Source organism: Oceanimonas aquatica (assembly GCF_030732065.1).
Taxonomy (GTDB): domain Bacteria; phylum Pseudomonadota; class Gammaproteobacteria; order Enterobacterales; family Aeromonadaceae; genus Oceanimonas.
In genome coordinates, this window is record NZ_JAVBHX010000007.1 from 136,752 (window position 1) to 158,341 (window position 21,590).

Below are 21,590 nucleotides of genomic sequence, written 5' to 3' on the forward strand. Positions count from 1 at the left end.
CAAAAGTAATCACGGGCGAAGCCTATATAGCATTGGTCGTGCTGCGGTGATTATTCCACCATGAAGTTGTTAACCAAATGTATTACACATGTTCAAAACGAAGAGGAATGTTAAAATGCATCTAGCTCGTTATCCCCGTCTGCACTTTGCTCATCTGGCCACTCCGCTGGAGCCGATGCATCAACTCACCAAGCTGCTGGATGGTCCGAACCTGTGGATCAAGCGTGACGATTGTACCGGTCTCGCCGGTGGCGGCAACAAGACCCGTAAACTCGAGTTCCTGATGGCCGATGCCCTGGAGCAGGGCGCCGACACCATTATCACTCAGGGTGCCACCCAGTCCAACCATGCCCGCCAGACCGTGGCCATCGCCACCAAGCTGGGCATGGAGTGCCACATTCTGCTGGAAGACCGCACCGCCTCCGAAGACGTTGACTACAACTATAACGGCAACGTCATGCTGGACCAGCTGTTCGGCGGCATGCTGCGCAAGTACCCGGGCGGTACCGACATGAACGCAGCCATGGAAGAAGTGGCCAGCGAACTGAAAGCCGCGGGCAAAAAGCCCTACATAGTGCCCGGTGGCGGCTCCAACGAAATCGGCGCCCTGGGCTATGTGAACTGCGCCCTGGAACTGCTGGGTCAGGCCAACGACGCCAGCCTGCGCATTGACCACGTGGTACACGCCACCGGCTCCGCCGGCACCCAGGCCGGCCTGGTCACCGGCCTGTCCGGCAGCAACAGCCGCATTCCGGTACTGGGCATCGGCGTACGGGTTCCCCGTGAGCAGCAGGAAGCCAACGTGTTCCGTCTGGCCGAGCGCACCGCCGAGAAGCTGGGCATTCCCGGCGCCGTGAAGCGCGAAGACGTGGTCGCCAACTGTGACTACGTGGGTGAAGGCTACGGTATTCCCGCTCCCAGCACCCTGGAAGCCATTGAGCTGTTTGCCCGTCACGAAGGCATTCTGCTGGACCCGGTTTACTCCGGCAAAGGCGGCGCCGGCCTGATCAACCTGATCCGCAAGGGTCACTTCAAGAAGGGCGAAAACGTGGTGTTCCTGCACACCGGTGGCGCCCAGGCCCTGTTCGGCTACCGTGATGCCTTTGGTTTTGCCAAGTACGATTGATTGACCCGAACGGCCGTCCGCGGCCGTTCACTCCAACGGACGCTGTTGTCAGCCAGTTGGCGCGTTTTAATTAACAGGTGACATACCATGGAATATCTCAAGAGAGCGGCGGCAGAAAGTGAAGTCGCACAGGAAGATGAGCGCATTCAGGGCGTGGTCAAGGACATGCTGGCCAATATTCGCCGCAACGGTGAAACCGCGGTGCGCGAATATGCCCGGCAATTTGATAACTGGCAGGGCGATTTCGTCCTGACCGAGCAGAAAAAGCAGGCCCTGATTGACCAGGTGCCCCAGCAGGTCAAGGACGATATCGACTTTGCCCATCGCCAGATCAAACGCTTTGCCGAAGCCCAGCGCGACAGCCTGACCTCCTTTGAAATTGAAACCGAAGAAGGCGTACGCCTGGGGCAGCAGATACTGCCGGTGCAGTGTGCCGGCTGTTACGTGCCCGGTGGCCGCTATGCCCACGCCGCCTCTGCGCTGATGAGCGTGGCCACCGCCAAGGCCGCCGGCGTGCCCTTTATCGTGGCCTGTTCACCGCCCCGGGGTGACAGCATCAACCCCGCCGTGGCCTATGCCATGCACGTGGCCGGTGCCGATGTGATCCTGGAAATGGGCGGCGTACACGCCATCGCCACCATGGCCTATGGCCTCTTTACCGACCGCCCTGCCGACATTCTGGTGGGTCCGGGCAACGCCTACGTGGCCGAAGCCAAGCGCATGCTGTTTGGTGAAGTGGGCATCGACGTGTTTGCCGGCCCGACCGAGTCCGCCATTATCGCCGACAAGAACGCCGATCCCATGACCATTGCCGTGGATCTGGTGTCCCAGGCCGAGCACGGTCCCAACTCGCCGGTCTGGCTGTTTACCGACAGCCGCGAACTGGGCGAGAAGGTACTGGAAATCATGCCGCATGTGATTGCCGACATGCCCAATGCCGATGTGTGCGAAGCCGCTTGGCGCGATCACGGCGTGGTCATTCTCGGCGACAGCCGCGAAGAAGTGGCCAAAGTCAGCGACGAATGGGCCTGTGAGCACCTGCAGGTGCTGGCGGACGATCTGGAATGGTGGAAAGCCAACCTCAACAACTACGGCTCCCTGTTCCTGGGCGAAGGCAGCACCGTCTCTCACGGCGACAAGTGCTCCGGTACCAACCACATTCTGCCCACCAAGAAGGCGGCCCGCTACAGCGGTGGCCTGAACGTGCAGAAGTTCATGAAGGTACTGACCTACCAGGAGCTGAGCGAAGACGCCAACCTGTTGTTCAGCGCCGCCGGCTCCCGCATCTCCCGCACCGAAGGCATGGAAGGCCACGCCCGCGCCTGTGACTGGCGCCTGCGCAAGTACTTCCCCGATACCGAGTGGGATTTCCACGTTTACGATCAGAAGCGTTATTGCTGAGTGATACAGGCAGGTGCATGCACCTGCCTTCGGGAGAAGTTATGACCACCTTCAACAAGTCTTTCACCCAGCAGGAAGCCATTCCGGAAGCGGGCATCGAGCGGGCCGTGGAAGTGATGCGCAGCGGGCGCCTGCACCGCTACAATTCCGCCGCCGGCGAGCCCACGGAAACCGAGCTGCTGGAAAAGGAATTTGCCGACTATCAGGGCAGCCGCTACTGCCTGGCCTGCGCCTCGGGCGGTTATGCCCTGCACGTGGCCATGCGCGCCGTGGGTGTTAAAGCGGGCGACAAAATACTGTGCAATGCCTTTACCCTGGCGCCGGTACCGGGGGCCATTCACAACGCCGGCGGCCTGCCGGTGTTTGTGGAAACCACCGACGACTTCACCATTGATCTGGACGACCTTGAACGCAAGGCCGCCGCCGATGACGTGCACTATCTGCTGCTGTCCCACATGCGTGGCCATCTGGCCGACATGGATCGGCTGATGGCCATCTGTGATCGCCACGACGTGATCGTTATCGAAGACTGTGCCCACACCATGGGCGCCAGCTGGAATGGCAAAAAAAGCGGCAGCTTTGGCCGGGTAGGTTGTTTCAGCACCCAGACCTACAAGCACATGAACTCCGGCGAAGGCGGTTTTCTGACCACCGACGACGACGAGGTCATGGCCCGCGCCATCATCTATTCCGGCTCCTACATGCTGTATGAACGGCACCTGGCGGCACCGCCCAAAGAGACCTTTGCGCGCATTCGCTTTGAAACGCCCAACTACAGTGGTCGCATGGACAATCTGCGCGCCGCCATTCTGCGCCCGCAGTTGGCCGATCTCGATACCCAGTGCCGGCGCTGGAACGATCTGTACCGGGTCACCGAAGCCGGTCTGAAGCAAATACCCTGCCTGCGCCTGCCGGAACGCCCCGAGGCCGAGCAGTTTGTCGCCAGCTCGATTCAGTTTTCCCTGCCCAATCAGAGCGAAGCCGACATTCACCGCTTCATTGAACGATGCGAAGCCCGCGGGGTGCCGCTAAAATGGTTCGGTGATGCGGATCCAAAAGGCTACACCAGTCGTTTCGACAGCTGGCAGTACCTGGGCGAGCCGCCGTCTTTACCGCAAACCGAGCGGGTACTGGCCACCATGTGTGACATGCGCCTGCCCCTGACCTTTGACGAAGCGGACTGCCGGCTGATCGTACGTATTATTGCCGAGGTCTGTGACGAACTCTTTTTGTCTGCCGCCCCCGGTGAACGCACAAACTGAACACGTTCCTGTTGCACGGAAGTCAAACCTGAAACCTACAGTGAGGTAATGAATATGTTCTCCATGAAGCAAGTTGCCAAGTACCTGACCCTGTCCCTGGCCTGCGCCGCCACCGCCATGCCCATGCTGGCCAGCGCCAAGACCATGCGCCTGGGCATGGGCGACCCCATCGACTCGGATCAGGGTGCCTACGCCAGCCGCTTTAAGGATCTGGTCGAATACTACTCCGACGGCGATATCAAGGTAACCCTGTATCCCAACGGTGCCATTGGTTCGGAAACCGAAATGGTGCAGAACGCCCGTCTCGGCTCCCTCGACATGACCCTGGTCGGCATCGGCAACGTGACTCCCTTCTCCAAGGAGCTGGGCATTCTGACCATGCCTTACGTGATCAAGAACTCCGCCGACGCGGTGAAAATCACCACCGGTCAGCTGGGTGATCACTGGAATGAGCTGGCGCAGAAGCAGGTGGGCGTCAACATTCTGGGCTGGACCTACTCCAACTTCCGTCATCTGACCAACTCCAAGCGTCCGGTCAAGAACCTGGAAGACGTGCAGGGTCTGAAGGTGCGGGTACCGCAAAACCCCATCATGCTGGCCACCTGGAAGGCCTGGGGCGCCAACCCCATCGCCATGGCCTGGACCGAAACCTTTACCGCCCTGCAGCAGCAGGTGGTAGACGGCCAGGACAACCCCTACATCGTGAACAACACCATGAAGTTCTACGAGGTACAGGATTACGTGACCGAGGTGCACCACCAGTACTCGCTGCAGCCCCTGCTGATCGGCAAGCGCACCTTTGACAAGCTCAGCGACGAAGAGAAAAACGTGCTGACCCGCGCCGGCCTGGAAGCCCAGCAGTACGCCCTGGTCTTCCAGATGACCGAAGCGGACAAGGCCAAGCAGAACATGATCGACAACGGCATGGAAGTCTCCACCCTGGAAGACGAAGACCAGTGGATCAAGCTGGCCAAGGAAAAGGTATGGCCCGAGTTCTACGACACCATCGGTGGCAAGGAGAACTTTGACGCCGTACTGGAACAGCTGAAGTAACGCTGTTCTGAATGTAAGCAAACGGGCCTGGCAACAGGCCCGCAAATACACAAAAGGGCGGCTGGCAGAGTCACCTGCCCCGCCCTCTTTGTTGGAGCCTTGCTATGCGTAAGCTGATGCTGCAGTTGGACAAGTTGGAAAATTACGTATGTCAGCTTCTGCTCTGCCTGTTCGTGGTGCTGCTGTTTGTTCAGGTGATCCTGCGAGTGGTATTCAACTACGGAATCCCCTGGAGTGAAGAGCTGTCCCGGTTTTCCTTTGTCTGGTTTGTATTCCTGGGGGCCTCCTATGCCGCCCGGCTGTCGGCCCACAACCGGGTGACCTTTCATCTTCGAATGATGCCTCCCGGCATGCGAAAAGGGGTCGAACTGGTAGGGGATCTGTTCTGGATTGCCTTCAATACCCTGATGACTCTGAAGAGCATCGAGGTCATCGAGTCGATGATGGAGTTCACCTTCTACTCGCCGGCGCTGGACTGGTCCATGGCCTACCTGTACATGATCTTTCCCATCTCGTTCACCCTGACCACCATTCGCATCATTCAGGTCAACTACCTGAAGCTGACCGGCGCCACCTTTGACGACGTGGATGAGCCCAAGCTGGAAGAAATGGAGCAGGAACCCGATTCGGCGGCCACGCCGAACAAGGACGGGTCAACCGGCAACAAGTCCGGCAAGACCAAAAAAGGCGGAAACACCCTGGCCTGAGCCGGGTGAGAGGATAAAAAAATGACAGCTCCCATTATCTTGTTTGGCATGTTTTTCTTTCTGCTGCTGATCGGTGCCCCCATCGTCGTGGCCCTCGGTGCCTCGGCGCTGAGCGTGTATCTGGCGGCAGGCGATGATTTTGTGTCCCTGGTGCAAACCGCCTGGAACGCCGTGGACTCCTTTCCCATCATGGCCCTGCCCGCCTTTATTCTGTCGGGTGCCCTGATGCAAAGCGCCGGCATTTCCCGCCGGCTGGTACACATTGCCGAGCTGATGGCCGGCCCCATGGCCGGTGGCCTGGGCTTTTCCGCCATTCTCGCCAGCATGTTCTTTGGCGCCATCTCCGGCTCCGGCCCGGCCACCACCGCCGCCGTGGGCATGCTGATGATCCCCGCCATGGTGGATCGGGGTTACAACCGCAGCTATTCGGCGGCCCTGACCGCCTCGTCCGGCGGTCTGGGCGTGGTGATCCCGCCGTCCATTCCCATGGTAATTTACGGCGTCACCGCCAGTGAATCCATTACCAAGCTGTTCCTGGCCGGCATACTGCCGGGCATCATGCTGGCCGGCGGCCTGATGATCGCCAACTACACCATCAGCAAGAAAAAAGGCTACACCGGCAGCCCCGAGCGCAAGCCCGGCGAACTGAGAAAGGCCTGCCGTGAGGGTATCTGGGCCATTCTGGCACCCGTGGTGATCCTGGGCGGTATCTATTCCGGCCTGTTCACCCCCACCGAAGCCGCCGTGGTCTCGGTGTTCTACACCCTGTTCGTGGGCATTTTCATTCACAAGGAGCTGAAACTCGATGGCTTCAAGGAATCCCTGAACTCCACCACCTGGCTCACCGGCCGCGTGCTGATCATCATGTTCACCGCCACCGCCTTTGGCCGCATTCTGGTGGAGAACGACATTCCGGGCATGATCGCCGCCGGCCTGCTGGATCTGACCAACAGCCTGCCGCTGATCTGGGTGATCGTCATTGCCTTCCTGATCTTTGTCGGCATGTTCCTGGAAACCCTGGCCACCATCATGATCGTCACCCCGGTGCTGCTGCCGGTGATGGTCAGCCTGGGGGTCGACCCCATTCACTTTGGTGTGGTGCTGGTGTGCTGCTGTGAAATCGGCTTCTCGACACCACCACTGGGGGAAAACATGTTTATCGGATCCAGTATTGCCAAGGTTTCCATAGAGGAAATCTCGGTCAAGGCGCTGCCCTTTGTGCTGGTGGAGATCCTGGTGGTCATGTTGCTGGCCTTCTTCCCGGACCTGACACTGTGGCTGCCCAACCTGTTTGGCTACTGATGCGGTCGTGACCGCTTAACCGATTGTTGAATGGAAAAGGAACATGGAAAAAGAAAAGTCTGTAGGCGTGATTGGCGGCATGGGCCCGGAAGCCACCGTGGATCTGATGCGCCGGGTCATCGCCCTGACCCCGGCCGGAGATGATGCCGACCACATTCATATGCTGGTGGACAACAACCCCAAGGTACCGTCGCGTATCAAGGCACTGATTGAGGGCACCGGTGAAAGCCCGGGCCCCTTTATGGCGGAGATGGCGCGCGGGCTGGAACGGGCGGGGGTGGACTTTCTGGTGATCCCCTGCAACACCGCCCATATGTACCATGCCGAGGTGGCCGAGGCGGTGAACATTCCGGTGGTCAACATTCTGGATGTGACCGTGCGCCATGTGCTGAAACGCCATCCCAGCATCAAGAAGGTGGGCCTGCTGGCCTCCACCGCGGTGGAAATGACCCGGCTGTACCATGAGAAGTTTGCCCAGAAGGGCGTGCGGGTGCTGTTTCCGGAAGCGGAGCAACAGCATGATGTAATGACCCTGATTCGGGAAGTGAAGGCCAAGAATTACGATTACGACTCCCTGGCCCGCTATAACGCGGCGGCCACGGCGCTGAAGGCGAGGGGGGCGGAATGTCTGATCCTGGCCTGCACCGAGCTGTCCGTGATCGCCGACAAGCTGGTCTCCGACATTCCGGTGTACGATGCGTCCCAGCTGCTGGCCGAGCATATCGTCGACCAGGTCAAGGGCGAGCACAAACACGTGAAGCCGGTACTGAGCGACCGCTGATCGGGCCGAGGCTCTGCCCATATAAACGAAAAAAGAAGGGAGTTCCCTTCTTTTTTTATGCCCGTTTTTTGTGGCCGCTATCAGTGCGAGAGGATCACATAGCGTCCGGTAAACAGGGCGGCACGGGTATCACCGCTGTAGAGGGTGATGGACAGCTCCACCTTGACCCGTTCCCCCCGGGCCAGGGGCTGCAGCTGATCCCGCAGCCGGCCCTGCACCTCTGCGGTGGGTTCATCCCACACCGGGGTCAGATACTTGATGTCACCGCTGCTCTGCACAATGTCGCCACTAAGACCGTATTCCTGCATCTGCAGCCAGATCAGCCCCCAGCCGGTGAGCACGCACTGGCTGTAAATGCTGCCGGCAAACATGGACTCGTGCAGATTGAGGTTGGCGGTCAGGTTGGCCTTGGTTCTGAGCTTGCTGCCGGTGTACTGAATGATTTTGGCGCCCATCTTTTCGCTGATGGGAATGCGTCTGTGCCACAGCCGCTGCAGCTCGTCGCACAACTCGGGTCTGTGGCTGATCTGGTGAATGGGCGTCAGCGCCTTAATCATCTGCCGGTGGGGAATTTTGCCAAAACTGATGGGCCCCTCGCCCACCACGGTAAAACCGCAATGGCTGTAGAAAGACACCGCTTCTTCCCGGGCATTCATCACCAGCCGGCGCACCCCCTGCTGGCGTGCCACCTGCTCCAGGGCCAGCACCATGCGCGAGCCCAGGCCCTTGTCGCGGCATTCGGGAATCACCGCCATAAAGCGGATCTGGGCTTCGTCGCCGCTCACGTAGAGCCGGCCCACCGCCACCAGTCTGCCGGTGTCATCCACCATCATGCGGTGATGGGCGTATTCATCGAACTCGTCTCGTTCCGAGCCCTTGGGTTGCTGCCAGGGTTTGCGCAACAGCTGCCAGCGCAGCTGATAGTAGGCTTCCAGTTCCGCTTCCGTTTGCGGGGTGACCACACGATACATGGTCTGCTCCTGTTATGGTTATTCATGATAGTGGCTGCCGCGCTATGTGCCGGCGATGACATTTCACCCGGTAAGCAACGACCCAAATACGCGAAGGCTAAACCTGCAGCCAGAAAGTGACGGGGCCGTCGTTGGTCAGGCCAACCTGCATGTCGGCGGCGAAACGACCGGACTCGGTGGGTACGCCCAGATCCCGGGCCGCCATAACGAAATAATCGTACCAGCGCTCGGCGTCGGCCGGGGCGGCCCCGCGGGAAAAGCTGGGGCGCAGGCCACTGTTGGTATCGGCGGCCAGGGTGAATTGAGACACCACCAGCAGGCTGCCGCCGGCCTGGCGCAGGTTGAGGTTCATTTTACCATTTTCATCGGGGAACACGCGATAGCCGAGCACCTTGGCCAGCAGCTTGTCGGCCTTGCTCTTGTCGTCTTCCCGCTCTACCCCCAGCAGCACCAGCAGCCCGGGTCCGATGGCTCCCACTGTGTCGCCGGCCACGGTAACGCTTGCCTGGGTCACTCTTTGTATCAGGGCTATCATGGTGCCGCCAGCTCCTTTGCCATGTGATCGGTCGCCTTGACCAGGGCGTCCATAATACCCGGTTCAAAGGCCGAATGCCCGGCGCCGGGCACAATCTGCAGGCGAAGTTCGGGCCAGTGGCCGGCCAGTGTGGCGGCGGCAGCGGGCTTGCAGATGGCGTCGTAACGGCCGTGCACCAGGATCGCCGGCAACGAGCGAATGTGGTGAAGCCGCTCAATGATGTGGTTTTCCTCAAGGAAACAGTTATTTACAAAGTAGTGGCACTCCAGCCGGGCCAGCGCCAGGGCGCTGTGGGCTTCGCCGTAGTGACTGTCGGCGTCGTTTCTCGGCAGCAGGGTGGAAATGCGCCCTTCCCAGATGGCCCAGGCCCGGGCGGCATTGAGCCGGGCCAGCTCGTTGTCGCTGGTCAGCAAGCGGTAATAGCGGTTGAGCAGATCGTCCGGGTTGCCGTCCAGCGGCGCCAGAAACTCCCGGTAATAGTCGGGAAACAGCTGGGCGGCGCCCCCCTCGGGCTGATACAGCCAGTCCAGATCCTGCTGCCGGCCCAGAAACAGGCCACGCAGCACCAGCCCCAGCACGCGCTCGGGGTGTTCGATGGCATAACACAAGCTCAGGGTGGAGCCCCAGGATCCGCCAAACACCAGCCAGCGTTCAATGCCAAGATGAGTGCGAATATGCTCCATGTCGGCGATCAGGCCTTGCGTGTTGTTGTCGGTCAGCTCCGCATGGGGTGTCGACTGGCCGGTGCCGCGCTGGTCAAACAGGATAATGCGATAGCATTCCGGGTCGAAAAAGCGCCTGTGCTCGGGGCTGATGCCGGCCCCGGGCCCGCCGTGTACCAGTACCACCGGAATGCCGAGGGGGTTGCCACTTTCTTCCACGTAAAGGTGATGCAGGTCGGACACCTGCAGCCACTGCTGCTGGTTGGCGGCAATTGCCGGATAAAGGGTGCGCATCAGGCCGGGTCCTCGTCGTTGTCGTCGTCGTGATCAAAGCTTAGCCCGTGGCTGTGCTCGTAATCCCCCAGGCTGGCGGTGAGCTCGGCGCCAAACAGAGCAATCATCCAGCTTAAATAGACCCACACAAACAAAATGGGCACGGTGGCCAGGGCGCCGTAAATGGCCTGATAAGAGGGAAACTGGGTGATGTAAAAGGCAAAGCCACGCTTGGCGAGCTCAAACAGCACCGCCGCGACCAGGCCGCCGACAATGGCGTGGCTGAAGCGCACCCGCTTGTTGGGCACCACCATGTAAAACACCACAAACATCAGGGTGGACAACAAAAACGGCAGCATGCCCAGCAGCACGGCGCCCACCCCGAAAAAGCTGTCGCCCTGAAAAATGCGCATCGAGGTCACGTAGGAAGTTACCGCCAGGCTGGCCCCGGCCAGAATGGGCCCCAGGGTGAGGATCATCCAGTAGGTGGAAAAGGCCACCGACCAGCGCCGCTTCTGGCTGACCCGCCAGATATGGTTGAAGTTCTCGTCAATGGCCGAGATCAGCAGCATGGCGGTCACCGCCAGCGCCGCCACGCCGATGGCGGTGGTTTTGGAGGCGTTGTCGATAAAGCCCTGAATGTTCTTTTGCACCACGTCGCCCGCCGCCGGCACAAAGTTGCTGAACACAAAGTTCTGAATGGTCTCGCGCAGCTCGGCAAACATGGGAAAGGCCGACATCATGGCGAACACCACCGCCAGCATGGGCACCAGTGACAGCAGGCTGATATAGGTAAGGTAACCGGCGGTGATCTTGAGCCGGTCCTGTTGCATGCGTTTGAGCACAAAGCGGCTGAAGTCCACTCCATGTTCCCGCATAAAACGCAGACGATGCCCGATACGGGCGACAACCTGGGTCATGGCACATCCTGTTTGCGACAAGTGAATGGTTATTGTGGCAAATTTCACACCTGCCCGGCCAGCCATGCCGTCACACAACCGGCTTCAAACGAAAAACCGCCCGGCCTTGCGGCCGGGCGGTGATCTTTTACGGTAACCGGAATGCTTACTGACGCACGCCTTCCAGGTGCATTTCCAGATAGACGGTGGCGGCCGCCGGCCCCAGATCGTAGTCGATGCCGAAATCGGCCAGTTGCAGCTCCAGCTCGCCCTCAAAGCCGCGACGGTAGCCGCCCCAGGGATCATTACCGGCCCCCACCTGCTCGATGTCAAACTCCACCGGTTTGGTGACGCCGTGCAGGGTCAAGTCGCCCTTCACCACATATTCCCCTTCGTCGTCGCCTTGCGTCACGCTGGTGCTTTTAAAGCTGGCCTCGGGATACTGGTTCACATCGAGAAAATCATCGTCGCGCAGGTGACGGTCGCGCTCGCCATGGTTGGTATCGATGCTGGCGGTGTCGACGGTCACTTCCACGCTGTTGTTGGCGGCATTGGCTTCATCAAAGGCAAAACTGCCGTTAAAGTCGTTAAACCGGCCCACGATCCAGCTGTAGCCCAGGTGGTTAATCTTGAAGTTGATCGAGGCATGCATGCCCTTGGTATCGACGGTGTAGTTTTCCACTGCGGCAAAGGCAGGGGTTGCAGACACGGCCAGCAGGGCGGACGCGATCAGGGTCTTTTTCATTTTTTCTCTCCTTGGTGGAAAAAATCACAGCATGCGTTTCAGGGTATGGTCCCGGTCAACCCAGTGATGCTTCAGCGCGGCCAGGACGTGCAGCACCACCAGGCCGATCAATGACCAGGCACAAATTTCGTGAATGAGGCCGGCCACGTCTTCCTGATTTTCAAAGGCGGTGAACAGCACCGGAATATCGAACCAGCCAAAAAAGGACGCGGGCCTGTCGTCGGACGTTGCCACCAGATAACCACTGGCAAAGAGGCCAAACAGCAGCAAATACAGCACCCCGTGCATCAGGTGGGCCTGCCGCCGCTCCCAGGGCTGATGAGTGTTTAGAGGGCCGGGTTGCGTCAGCAGCCAGCGACTCAGCAGGCGCAGCACAATCAGACCTGCCAGCAGAAAGCCGACGCTTTTATGCCAATAGGGCAGCACCTGATAAAGGGGATCATAGTAACCCAGGCTGCGCATCCACAGCCCCACCCCGAACAGACCAAACACCAGCAGGGCGGTGCTCCAGTGAAAAAGGCGCATTGTGATTGAATATTTCTGCATATTCCGGCTCTCCCACTGCCCCGTGAACAGGCAGTGCATTCAGCTGTGCATAACAATTGTTCATCAGTCTAATGGCTTTGGCGGTAAATCAAAGCGACCTTTACTGGCTTAAAGATTCAAATAATTTGAATGTAAAACGTCAGACATCTTACGGCTTGCCTGATACAGGATCGAAAAAGGGGGCGCCGAAGCGCCCCCTTTATATCTGCGGGTGAAGATGATCAGGCGCGGCTGGCGCGCTTGCGATCGTTTTCGGTCAGCAGTTTTTTACGAATGCGAATGTGGTTGGGGGTTACTTCCACCAGCTCGTCGTCATCGATGAACTCGAGCGCGCGCTCCAGGGTCATCTTGATCGGCGGCACCAGGGTCAGCGCCTCATCGGTGCCGGCGGCACGAATGTTGGTCAGCTGCTTGCCCTTGAGGCAGTTTACGGTCAGGTCGTTGGAGCGGCTGTGAATGCCGATCACCATGCCTTCATACACTTCGGTGGCGTGCTCGATAAACAGGCGGCCACGCTCTTGCAGGTTGAACAGGGCATAGGCCAGGGCCTTGCCCTTGCCATTGGAGATCAGCACGCCGTTGTTGCGCTGACCGATGTTGCCACCCTTGTGGGGACCGTAGTGGTCAAAGGTGTGGTACATCAGGCCGGAGCCGGAGGTCAGGGTCATGAACTCGGTCTGGAAGCCGATCAGGCCCCGGGCCGGGATCATGAAGTCGATGCGTACGCGACCCTTGCCGTCCGGTACCATGTCGGTCATCTCGGCCTTGCGCTCACCCAGCTTCTCCATGATGGAGCCCTGGCAGTCTTCTTCCACGTCCACGGTCAGGGTTTCAAACGGTTCGAGCAGCTCGCCGTTTTCTTCCTTCAGGATCACTTCGGGGCGGGATACCGCCAGCTCAAAACCTTCGCGGCGCATGTTTTCGATCAGAATGCCCAGGTGCAGTTCACCCCGGCCGGAGACGCGGAACTTGTCGGGATCGCCGGTTTCTTCCACCCGCAGGGCCACGTTGTGTACCAGCTCCTGCTGCAGACGCTCCAGAATGTTACGGGAGGTCACGAACTTGCCGTCGAGGCCGGCAAAGGGAGAGGTGTTGACCTGGAAGGTCATGGTCACGGTAGGCTCGTCCACGGACAGCGGCGGCAGGGCTTCCACGGTGCCGGCGGCACAGATGGTGTCGGAAATCTTCAGCTCGCCCAGGCCAGTGACGGCCACGATGTCGCCGGCAGTGGCTTCGGTCACGTCGTGACGCTGCAGGCCCAGGTAACCCATCACCTGGCCGACCTTGCCGTTACGGGTTTTGCCATCGGCGCCGATTACGGTTACCTGCTGGTTTACCTTGACGGTACCGCGCTTGATGCGGCCCACACCGATCACACCCACGTAAGAGGAGTAGTCGAGCTGGGAGATCTGCATTTGCAGCTGACCGGCAGGATCGGCGTCGGGCACCGGCACCTGATCCACTATGGTCTGGAACAGGGCGGTCATGTCTTCGGCAGGCTCGTCGGCATCGAGGGACGCCCAGCCGTTCAGGCCGGAAGCATAGACCACCTGGAAGTCGAGCTGGTCATCGGTGGCACCCAGGTTGTCGAACAGGTCAAACACCTGATCCATCACCCAGTCGGCGCGGGCGCCGGGCTTGTCCACCTTGTTGATGATCACGATGGGCTTGAGTCCCTGGGCAAAGGCCTTCTGGGTCACGAAGCGGGTCTGCGGCATGGGGCCTTCCTGAGCGTCCACCAGCAGCAGCACGGAATCCACCATGGACATGACCCGCTCTACCTCACCGCCGAAGTCGGCGTGTCCGGGGGTGTCCACGATGTTGATGCGGTATTCCTGGCCCTCGGGCGAGGTCCAGCGAATGGCGGTGTTCTTGGCCAGAATGGTGATGCCGCGCTCACGTTCGATATCGTTGGAGTCCATGACCCGCTCTTCGGCTTCACCGCGGCTTTCCAGGGTACCGGACTGCTGCAACAGCTTGTCGACCAGGGTAGTTTTACCGTGGTCAACGTGCGCGATGATGGCAATGTTTCTCAAGTTATTGATTTCAGATGACATTAATTTCTTTCGCTCGCATATTTTTGAGGCGGGCGCCCGCCGGCGCAGTCGCTCTCATGAGGGTGTCCGTCGCGAGGGTTGCAGCGGAACCAAATAAAAAGGGCTGCAAATTGTACACGCTTTAGCCGCTTTCACATATTAATTTATTGCGTTTTGCGCAGGCCGGCTCACCGGCACCGGTGAAAGTGGTTTCATTTGGAGTAAAGAAAGCCCGCTATTGTCATTCAACCGCCCGGCAGGAATGGTACTATCCGCTCTGGCACCGGTGCACCAGAATGGAACAAGGGGACCGGGTCGCACCAAAAGGATTCAGCGATGCACTAAACTAGTGCAGAGCAATAACAACCGGTTTGCAGGCCATGAAGTAATTGACTTAAATAACAGCAACTTACCAACATGGCACGGTTTTAGCTTAGTAAACGGCAACTGATGAATTTGTTCATCAGACCCTGGGATGCTTATTTTTGGAGGTCGAAATCCATGTCAATCGAAACCGTAATGGACATGATCAAGGAACACGATGTCAAATTCATCGATCTGCGCTTTACCGATATCAAGGGTAAAGAGCAACACATCAGCCTGCCTGTCAATCAGGTGAACGATGACTTCTTTGAAGAAGGCAAGATGTTCGACGGCTCATCCATGACCGCGTGGAAAACCATTCACGAGTCCGACATGGTACTGATGCCCGATCCGTCCACCGCCGTAATGGACCCCTTTACCGAAGACGCCACCCTGAACATTCGCTGTGACGTGCTTGAGCCCGCCACCATGCAGGGCTACGACCGGGATCCGCGCTCCATCGCCCGCCGCGCCGAAGAATACCTGGTGTCCACCGGCATCGCCGACACCGTGCTGATCGGCCCCGAGCCGGAATTCTTCATGTTTGACGACGTGCGTTTCCACACCGACATGGCCGGCAGCTTCTTCAAGATTGACGATGAAGAAGCCAAATGGAACTCAGGCCGTGAATACACCGAAGGCAACAAGGGCCACCGTCCGGGCGTGAAGGGCGGCTACTTCCCGGTTGCTCCCATCGATTCTTCCCACGACATTCGCTCCGCCATGTGTCTGGTGATGGAAGAAATGGGTCTGGTGGTGGAAGCCCACCACCACGAAGTGGCCACCGCCGGTCAGAACGAAATTGCCTGCAAGTTCAACACCCTGACCAAAAAGGCCGACGAAATTCAGATCTACAAGTATGTAGTTCACAACGTGGCCCACGCCTTTAACAAGACCGCGACCTTTATGCCCAAGCCGCTGGTGGGTGACAACGGTTCCGGCATGCACGTGCACCAGTCTCTGGGCAAGAACGGTGAAAACCTGTTCGCCGGCGACCTGTACGGCGGCCTGTCCGAAATGGCACTGTACTACATTGGCGGTATCATCAAGCACGCCCGCGCCCTGAACGCCATCACCAACCCGGCCACCAACTCCTACCGTCGTCTGGTGCCCGGCTTTGAAGCTCCGGTTATGCTGGCCTACTCCGCCCGTAACCGCTCCGCCTCCATCCGGATTCCGCTGGTAGGTTCGCCCAAGGCCCGCCGCATCGAGACCCGTTTCCCGGATCCGGCCGCCAACCCCTACCTGTGCTTTGCCGCGCTGCTGATGGCCGGCCTGGACGGCATTCAGAACAAGATCCACCCGGGCGATGCCATGGACAAGGATCTGTACGACCTGCCGGCCGAAGAAGCCGCCGAGATCCCGACCGTGGCCACCTCGCTGGACAACGCCCTGGACAACCTGGACAAGGACCGCGAGTTCCTGACCCGTGGCGGCGTGTTCTCCGACGAGTTCATCGATGCCTACATCAAGCAGAAGCGTACCGAGACCGAGTCCATCAACATGGCGGTTCACCCGCTGGAGTTCGACCTGTACTACTCCGTTTAAACGGACAGCTTGAAGCCATAAGCTTGAAGCTGACAGCAAAAGGCCCGGGGAAACCCGGGCCTTTTTTGTTATGAATTCGCTACGCTCATGGCCAATCCAGGCTCCACCGTTTTTACTTCCAGCTTTCAACTTCTGGCTTCCCGCTCACAGGATCTGATGCCGGGTGGACGGAAACAGGTTGAGCAGCTTGTGCACCAGATACACGCAGCACAGGGTGACGAGAATGGCCACCGTCATCGAACTCATGCGATAGAGGGCGCTGAACACCAGATCGTGCTCCGGCGACACATACTGGCCAAACAGAATGCCCACGGTCGTGAGGCCGGCAAAGCCCACGCCGGGCATGGCCTCACGGGCATGCCAGCGGGCGAACACCATGGTGCAGATCCAGAACGCCAGCCCCAGCAACAGCAGGTTGTGGTAATGGTCGTACAACACCAGCTGAAACAGCAGCCCCGCCGAGCAGCCCAGCAGGGTACCCATGCAGCGGGCCCGGCCCGACACCACGGCGCCGGCAAAACTCATGGGAAACAATACCAGCACGGTGGCCACCTGGGCCGACAGCGAGTCCACCAGATCCAGGGTCTGGAATACCACGAAGCTCAGGGTCGCGACGATGGCACCCAGCAGGGTCTGATGGCGCAGCACATTATCGCTTTTCTCGGGCAACGCCCGGGCGGCGGGGGCCTCCTTGTTGGGCAGCAGCGCATAGAGCACGGCGGCCACCGCCACCGACAGGCAGGACGCCACTATGTTGCTGGCGGCCATGTCGGCCAGGTGATACTGGGGATAGCTGGCAAAGTGCAGCATGATACTGAGACTCACACAGCCGCTGGCGCCAAACAGCATCAGCGGCCCCCGGGCCATCATGTAAAAACGCCACAAAAACAACAGAAACACCACCAGGGTGTAAGCCGGTGGCCAGTGCCCGAGCAGGCCCGGCAGCAGCATCACCTCCAGCGAGGTGAGCACCGACGAGCCGATAAACTGCAGCATCACAAAGCGGTTGAGCACCGGCACCATGCCCAGCAGCAACATGGGGTAAACGGTGAAAAACACCCCCATCTGCCAGTCCATCACCTTGGCGGTGAGCATGCCCGCGGTACTGCCCAGGGCAATGCGCAGACAGCCTCGCAGTTTGTCGTCGGTAAAGGTCATGGCCGCACGCTCATCAGTAGAGATAACGGAACTGGCTCACCAGCCACAGCTGGGCCCAGCCCAGCCCGTGAAGCCAGCTGCCGGCTTCGGGAAATAACTGCACCGTGGCCCGGGCGCCGGTGGCCAGCATTGGTACCGGCTCGTCGAGGGCGATATGCACCCGCAGCCGCTGGGCGTCCCGCACCCAGCGATCCGAGTTCTCGGGCTGCACCAGCTGACCGTCGGCGGGCTGCTGGCCCTGGCGCACACCGCTGTCGATACTACTGACATGACCGTCGAAAATACGTCCCGGCAGGGCGTCAAACACCACTCCAACCTCGGTGCCGGTGGTCACATGGCGAAGACTTTTTTCCCGCAGATCGGCGATCACCGTCAGCTCGTTGGAGATCAATGCCAGCAGCGGCTGACCAGCCCGGGCCTGCACCCCCTCCTGTAACTGCAGATTACCGACGCGCCCGGCCAGTTCGGCCCGGACTCGAGTGCGCTGCAGCGCCAGTCTGGCCTGCTTGTAAGCATTGTTGGCCTGCTCATGGGCCAGCGTCGCCGCCGCCAGCGCCTGTTCGGCTTCCTGCTGCCGGGCTTCCACCGCCTGCAGGGCGCTGCGGGCCTGCTGGGCCTGATTGCGGGCCTGCTCTGCCTGCTGCACCGACATATGACCCAGGCGGTGCAGCCGCTCCATGCGGCTGGCTTCCCGGGCCAGTTCCTCGGCCCGCAGCCGCGCCTGCTCAATCTCCGCCTTGATGGTCTCCATGACCGCCTGCTGACGCTCGCTGTCGGCAGCGGCCAGCTGCTGCTGCAATTCGGCCCGGGCCAGTGCCAGCCGGTAATCGGTATCATCCAGCGCAAACAGCAGATCCCCCGCCGCCACGGGCTGGTTGTTGGTCACCGCCACCTGTGCCACCTGACCCGCCACTCTGGGTGCCACCGACAGCACGGGTCTGTGCGCCTGGGCCTGGGGCGTCATGGGGGCGTAGTTGTCGATCAGCACGAAATACACCAGCAGCACGCCAAAGGCAGCCAGGGCAATACGCACCCAGCGGTTAAAACTTTGCTCTGCGCTCATGATGACCCCTCTTTGTCACCCAGTTGTTCGCTTATTTTTTGCAGATTGGCGCCGATATGGCACACCATCCGCTCCAGCTCGGCCAGCTCCGCCTCGCTCAGCCCGTCCAGCACCTGCTGTCGAGTATGGTCCAGCACGGCATCCATTTGCGACAGCAGCGGCTGTACCGCCGGGGTCAGGTGCACTGTCTTGCCCCGGCGGTCGTTGGCGCAGGGACGGCGCTCCACCAGCCCCAGCTGCTCCAGGCCGTCCAGGGTGCGCACCAGTGACGAGCTTTCCACCCCGACCCGCCGCGCCAGCTGGTGCTGCAGAATGCCGTCTTCCTGCTTCAGGTGGGTCAGGGTGATCCAGCGGCTTTGTGTCAGCCCCAGGGGTTTGAGGCGCTCGTCATTGATCAGCCGCCACTGACGCACCAGATTCGACAAAGCCATGCCCAGCGTTTTCATGTTTCACTCCCATTTAGTTAGCTAGCTAATTATATTCACACTATCATTATTTGCAAAGGGCTGGCGGGCAAGGTTCTTGCAACGGTGTTCACCAGGGCCTGGTGTGCCGGCCAAATCGCTACAAGCTGCACCATAATGTAGCAATTATCGAGTCATGGGTTACACTGACCGCACCACATTGGTGCAAATGTCCACGAGAGGACTTCACGCGTGAAAAGCCGGATCAACATTCAGACCATTATCGACAGCCAGCTCACGGCCGTGCTGGTGGTCGACGGCGACCTGGTGGTGCACTTTGCCAATACCGCCGCCGAGCAATTGCTGACCCTGAGTAAACGCCGGCTGCAGGATGCCCGGCTGGATCAGGTGGTGGAAGACATTTCCCTCGATATGCGCCGCATTCAGCGCTGCATCGAGCTGGAGCAGAGCTTTACCAACAGCGAGGTGCAGGTGGTGATCGACGGCCTGCCCCGCTGGGTGGACGTGAGCGTGACCGCCTTTACCTTTGAAAAACAGACCCTGGCGCTGATGGAACTGCGGCTGATTGACCAGCAGAAAAAAATCAGTCAGGAATTGCAGCAACGGGCCCAGCAGCAGGCGGCCCGGGAACTGGTGCGGGGCCTGGCCCACGAAATCAAGAACCCCCTCGGCGGCCTGCGCGGTGCCGCCCAGCTGCTGGAGCGGGAGCTGGAAAAGGAAGAACTCAAGGAGTTCACTCACCTGATCATCGCCCAGGCCGACCGGCTGCGTAACCTGGTGGACCGGCTGCTCGGCCCCCAGCGTCCGGGCAAGCAGGAGGTGATCAACCTGCACTCGGTGCTGGAGCAGGTACGCCGGCTGGTGAGCATGGACATTCCGCCCGGCATCAGCCTTAACCGCGACTACGATCCCAGCATTCCCGATATGGAAATGGACCCGGAGCAACTGCAGCAGGCCTTTCTCAACATGGTGCGCAACGCCGTGGAAGCCCTGGGCGATCACGGTCACATTACCATTCGCACCCGCACCGCCTTTCAGGTGATGCTGCAGGGCAAGCGCTACCGGCTGGCCGCCGAGGTACGCATTATCGACGACGGCCCGGGCATTCCCGCCGCCCTGCACGACACCCTGTTCTACCCCATGGTCACCGGCAAGGACGGCGGCACCGGCCTGGGGCTATCCATCGCCCAGGAGCTGATCCACCAGCATCAGGGCCGCATTGAATGCCAGAGCCGCCCGGGCCACACCGAATTCATTGTTTATCTGCCGCTAAGACGATAGGAGCACTTTATGGCTGAACTGATTTGGGTCGTCGACGACGACAGCTCCATTCGCTGGGTACTGGAACGGGCCCTGGCCCAGGCCGGGTTTCGCTGCCGCAGTTTTGAAGACGGCGAAAGTGTGCTCGACGCCCTCGCCGGTGCCCACCCCGACGTGGTGATCTCCGATATTCGCATGGGGGGCATGGACGGCCTCACCCTGCTGGGCGCCATTCACCAGCGCGCTCCCGAGCTACCGGTGATCATCATGACCGCCCACTCGGATCTCGACAGCGCGGTCAATGCTTACCAGCGCGGTGCCTTTGAATACCTGCCCAAGCCCTTTGATATTGACGACGCCGTGGCCCTGGTGCAGCGCGCCGTGGCCTTTGTAAAGGAAAGCCGGCGCAAGGCCCCGAATGCCCAGCAGGAAGCGGTACGCACCCCCGAGATAATCGGCGAGGCGCCGGCCATGCAGGAAGTGTTTCGCGCCATCGGCCGGCTGGCCCGATCCTCCATCTCAGTGCTGATCAACGGCCAGAGCGGCACCGGCAAGGAGCTGGTGGCCCATGCGCTGCACAAGCACAGCCCACGGGCCGAGCAACCCTTTATCGCCCTGAACATGGCGGCCATTCCCAAGGATCTGATTGAATCGGAGCTGTTCGGCCACGAAAAAGGCGCCTTTACCGGCGCCAACAACGTGCGCCGGGGCCGCTTTGAGCAGGCCGACGGCGGCACCCTGTTTCTGGACGAGATCGGCGACATGCCGCTGGACATTCAGACCCGGCTGCTGCGGGTGCTGGCCGACGGCCAGTTCTACCGGGTGGGCGGTCACCAGCCGATCAAGGTGGACGTGCGCATTATCGCCGCCACCCACCAGGATCTGGAGCAAAAGGCAGCCGAAGGCGACTTTCGCGAAGATCTGTTTCATCGCCTCAACGTGATCCGCATTCACATGCCGGCACTCAGGGAGCGGCGGGAAGACATTCCCAAGCTGGCCCGGCACTTTCTGGGCCTGGCGGCCCGGGAGCTGAGCGTGGACGCCAAGTCCCTGCACGCCGATACCCAGGCCTTGCTGCAATCCCTGCCCTGGCCCGGCAACGTGCGCCAGCTTGAAAACGTGTGCCGCTGGCTCACTGTCATGGCCTCGGGCCAGGAAGTGCTGGTCTCCGACCTGCCTGCCGAACTGCTGAAGCGGGAACCCGAGCCCGAGCCGGCCGCCGCCGGCCAGCCTGCGGACTGGCGGCGAGCACTGAAAAACTGGGCCAGCGATGAGCTGGCCCGGGGTCGCAAGGATCTGCTGGCCGAGGCCCTGCCCGAGTTCGAGCGCATTCTGCTCGACTGCGCCCTGACCCAGAGCGGCGGCCACAAGCAGGAAGCCGCACGGCTGCTGGGCTGGGGCCGCAACACCCTGACCCGCAAGCTGAAGGAGCTGCAACCGGAAGAATCGGCGACAAAGGAGTAAGCTGTACGGT

The 21,590-nt window shown here is 60.3% G+C and carries 20 protein-coding genes; 10 read left to right on the forward strand and 10 right to left on the reverse strand.

The features are described from left to right. Positions 1-115: 115 nt before the first annotated feature. The 7 genes from cuyA (at position 116) to cuyB (ending at position 7,632) form a co-directional block, all read left to right on the forward strand. A complete protein-coding gene (gene cuyA / locus Q9290_RS11540) occupies positions 116-1,126 on the forward strand; it encodes a D-cysteate sulfo-lyase (RefSeq protein WP_306079796.1) in 1,011 nt (336 codons plus the stop codon). Between the two features lie 87 nt (positions 1,127-1,213). Further along, entirely contained in the window at positions 1,214-2,527 is a 1,314-nt protein-coding gene (gene hisD / locus Q9290_RS11545; RefSeq protein ID WP_306079797.1) for a histidinol dehydrogenase, read from the forward strand. Between the two features lie 41 nt (positions 2,528-2,568). After that, positions 2,569-3,789, forward strand: a complete 1,221-nt coding sequence (locus tag Q9290_RS11550) for a DegT/DnrJ/EryC1/StrS family aminotransferase (protein WP_306079798.1) — start codon at positions 2,569-2,571, stop codon at positions 3,787-3,789. Between the two features lie 63 nt (positions 3,790-3,852). After that, entirely contained in the window at positions 3,853-4,842 is a 990-nt protein-coding gene (locus Q9290_RS11555; RefSeq protein WP_306079799.1) for a TRAP transporter substrate-binding protein, read from the forward strand. A gap of 104 nt (positions 4,843-4,946) precedes the next feature. Then, positions 4,947-5,549 carry a TRAP transporter small permease gene (locus Q9290_RS11560; protein ID WP_306079800.1) on the forward strand — a complete coding sequence of 201 codons (603 nt, stop codon included), beginning with the start codon at positions 4,947-4,949 and terminating at the stop codon, positions 5,547-5,549. A gap of 21 nt (positions 5,550-5,570) precedes the next feature. Further along, the gene (locus Q9290_RS11565; protein ID WP_306079801.1) at positions 5,571-6,851 is read left to right on the forward strand and encodes a TRAP transporter large permease; all 1,281 of its coding nucleotides are present in this window, start codon (positions 5,571-5,573) and stop codon (positions 6,849-6,851) included. Positions 6,852-6,894: 43 nt separating this feature from the next. Continuing rightward, the gene (gene cuyB / locus Q9290_RS11570; RefSeq protein WP_306079802.1) at positions 6,895-7,632 is read left to right on the forward strand and encodes a cysteate racemase; all 738 of its coding nucleotides are present in this window, start codon (positions 6,895-6,897) and stop codon (positions 7,630-7,632) included. 80 nt (positions 7,633-7,712) lie between these two features. Here the strand turns inward: cuyB and Q9290_RS11575 are convergent, their stop codons facing one another. From Q9290_RS11575 to typA, 7 genes are all read right to left on the reverse strand, one after another. Beyond that, positions 7,713-8,603, reverse strand: coding sequence for a bifunctional GNAT family N-acetyltransferase/hotdog fold thioesterase (locus Q9290_RS11575; RefSeq protein ID WP_306079803.1), 891 nt, complete (start codon positions 8,601-8,603; stop codon positions 7,713-7,715). A gap of 97 nt (positions 8,604-8,700) precedes the next feature. Next, a complete protein-coding gene (gene dtd / locus Q9290_RS11580) occupies positions 8,701-9,138 on the reverse strand; it encodes a D-aminoacyl-tRNA deacylase (RefSeq protein WP_306079804.1) in 438 nt (145 codons plus the stop codon). Continuing rightward, a complete protein-coding gene (pip, locus tag Q9290_RS11585) occupies positions 9,135-10,094 on the reverse strand; it encodes a prolyl aminopeptidase (protein WP_306079805.1) in 960 nt (319 codons plus the stop codon). Before pip ends, dtd begins: the two co-directional genes overlap by 4 nt. Next, a complete protein-coding gene (locus Q9290_RS11590) occupies positions 10,094-10,993 on the reverse strand; it encodes a virulence factor BrkB family protein (RefSeq protein ID WP_306079806.1) in 900 nt (299 codons plus the stop codon). The genes pip and Q9290_RS11590 overlap by 1 nt, the downstream gene beginning before the upstream one ends. Positions 10,994-11,138: 145 nt before the next feature. Next, complete coding sequence (locus Q9290_RS11595) at positions 11,139-11,717, reverse strand: YceI family protein (protein ID WP_306079807.1); 579 nt, start codon at positions 11,715-11,717, stop codon at positions 11,139-11,141. 24 nt (positions 11,718-11,741) lie between these two features. After that, positions 11,742-12,263: a cytochrome b gene (locus Q9290_RS11600; protein WP_306079808.1), complete on the reverse strand. Its 522-nt coding sequence runs from the start codon at positions 12,261-12,263 to the stop codon at positions 11,742-11,744. 221 nt (positions 12,264-12,484) lie between these two features. Beyond that, positions 12,485-14,320: a translational GTPase TypA gene (gene typA, locus Q9290_RS11605; protein ID WP_306079809.1), complete on the reverse strand. Its 1,836-nt coding sequence runs from the start codon at positions 14,318-14,320 to the stop codon at positions 12,485-12,487. A 480-nt stretch (positions 14,321-14,800) separates the two neighbouring features. On the opposite strand from typA, the gene glnA reads away from it, so the two are divergent. Beyond that, a complete protein-coding gene (gene glnA / locus Q9290_RS11610) occupies positions 14,801-16,210 on the forward strand; it encodes a glutamate--ammonia ligase (protein ID WP_371930921.1) in 1,410 nt (469 codons plus the stop codon). Between the two features lie 144 nt (positions 16,211-16,354). Here glnA and Q9290_RS11615 read toward each other — a convergent pair whose 3' ends face one another. From Q9290_RS11615 to slyA, 3 genes are read right to left on the reverse strand one after another with little or no spacing between them, the layout of a single operon-like run. Further along, positions 16,355-17,368 (reverse strand): DUF2955 domain-containing protein, encoded by a 1,014-nt coding sequence (locus Q9290_RS11615; protein WP_306079810.1) that lies wholly within the window; start codon positions 17,366-17,368, stop codon positions 16,355-16,357. Positions 17,369-17,381: 13 nt separating this feature from the next. Beyond that, a complete protein-coding gene (locus Q9290_RS11620; protein ID WP_306079811.1) occupies positions 17,382-18,431 on the reverse strand; it encodes an HlyD family secretion protein in 1,050 nt (349 codons plus the stop codon). Beyond that, complete coding sequence (gene slyA / locus Q9290_RS11625) at positions 18,428-18,877, reverse strand: transcriptional regulator SlyA (protein WP_306079812.1); 450 nt, start codon at positions 18,875-18,877, stop codon at positions 18,428-18,430. Before slyA ends, Q9290_RS11620 begins: the two co-directional genes overlap by 4 nt. A 210-nt stretch (positions 18,878-19,087) precedes the next feature. On the opposite strand from slyA, the gene glnL reads away from it, so the two are divergent. Together glnL and glnG are read left to right on the forward strand one after the other, a co-directional pair. Continuing rightward, positions 19,088-20,137, forward strand: coding sequence for a nitrogen regulation protein NR(II) (gene glnL, locus Q9290_RS11630; protein WP_306079813.1), 1,050 nt, complete (start codon positions 19,088-19,090; stop codon positions 20,135-20,137). A 9-nt stretch (positions 20,138-20,146) separates the two neighbouring features. Further along, positions 20,147-21,580 (forward strand): nitrogen regulation protein NR(I), encoded by a 1,434-nt coding sequence (gene glnG, locus Q9290_RS11635; protein ID WP_306079814.1) that lies wholly within the window; start codon positions 20,147-20,149, stop codon positions 21,578-21,580. The last annotated feature ends 10 nt before the right edge of the window (positions 21,581-21,590 follow it).

What these genes read in the sequence shown, in the direction of transcription:
- cuyA (WP_306079796.1), top strand. Translation starts at nt 116, where the DNA reads ATGCATCTAGCTCGTTATCCCCGTCTGCACTTTGCTCATCTGGCCACT.
- hisD (WP_306079797.1), top strand. Translation starts at nt 1,214, where the DNA reads ATGGAATATCTCAAGAGAGCGGCGGCAGAAAGTGAAGTCGCACAGGAA.
- Q9290_RS11550 (WP_306079798.1), top strand. Translation starts at nt 2,569, where the DNA reads ATGACCACCTTCAACAAGTCTTTCACCCAGCAGGAAGCCATTCCGGAA.
- Q9290_RS11555 (WP_306079799.1), top strand. Translation starts at nt 3,853, where the DNA reads ATGAAGCAAGTTGCCAAGTACCTGACCCTGTCCCTGGCCTGCGCCGCC.
- Q9290_RS11560 (WP_306079800.1), top strand. Translation starts at nt 4,947, where the DNA reads ATGCGTAAGCTGATGCTGCAGTTGGACAAGTTGGAAAATTACGTATGT.
- Q9290_RS11565 (WP_306079801.1), top strand. Translation starts at nt 5,571, where the DNA reads ATGACAGCTCCCATTATCTTGTTTGGCATGTTTTTCTTTCTGCTGCTG.
- cuyB (WP_306079802.1), top strand. Translation starts at nt 6,895, where the DNA reads ATGGAAAAAGAAAAGTCTGTAGGCGTGATTGGCGGCATGGGCCCGGAA.
- Q9290_RS11575 (WP_306079803.1), bottom strand. Translation starts at nt 8,603, where the DNA reads ATGTATCGTGTGGTCACCCCGCAAACGGAAGCGGAACTGGAAGCCTAC.
- dtd (WP_306079804.1), bottom strand. Translation starts at nt 9,138, where the DNA reads ATGATAGCCCTGATACAAAGAGTGACCCAGGCAAGCGTTACCGTGGCC.
- pip (WP_306079805.1), bottom strand. Translation starts at nt 10,094, where the DNA reads ATGCGCACCCTTTATCCGGCAATTGCCGCCAACCAGCAGCAGTGGCTG.
- Q9290_RS11590 (WP_306079806.1), bottom strand. Translation starts at nt 10,993, where the DNA reads ATGACCCAGGTTGTCGCCCGTATCGGGCATCGTCTGCGTTTTATGCGG.
- Q9290_RS11595 (WP_306079807.1), bottom strand. Translation starts at nt 11,717, where the DNA reads ATGAAAAAGACCCTGATCGCGTCCGCCCTGCTGGCCGTGTCTGCAACC.
- Q9290_RS11600 (WP_306079808.1), bottom strand. Translation starts at nt 12,263, where the DNA reads ATGCAGAAATATTCAATCACAATGCGCCTTTTTCACTGGAGCACCGCC.
- typA (WP_306079809.1), bottom strand. Translation starts at nt 14,320, where the DNA reads ATGTCATCTGAAATCAATAACTTGAGAAACATTGCCATCATCGCGCAC.
- glnA (WP_371930921.1), top strand. Translation starts at nt 14,801, where the DNA reads ATGTCAATCGAAACCGTAATGGACATGATCAAGGAACACGATGTCAAA.
- Q9290_RS11615 (WP_306079810.1), bottom strand. Translation starts at nt 17,368, where the DNA reads ATGACCTTTACCGACGACAAACTGCGAGGCTGTCTGCGCATTGCCCTG.
- Q9290_RS11620 (WP_306079811.1), bottom strand. Translation starts at nt 18,431, where the DNA reads ATGAGCGCAGAGCAAAGTTTTAACCGCTGGGTGCGTATTGCCCTGGCT.
- slyA (WP_306079812.1), bottom strand. Translation starts at nt 18,877, where the DNA reads ATGAAAACGCTGGGCATGGCTTTGTCGAATCTGGTGCGTCAGTGGCGG.
- glnG (WP_306079814.1), top strand. Translation starts at nt 20,147, where the DNA reads ATGGCTGAACTGATTTGGGTCGTCGACGACGACAGCTCCATTCGCTGG.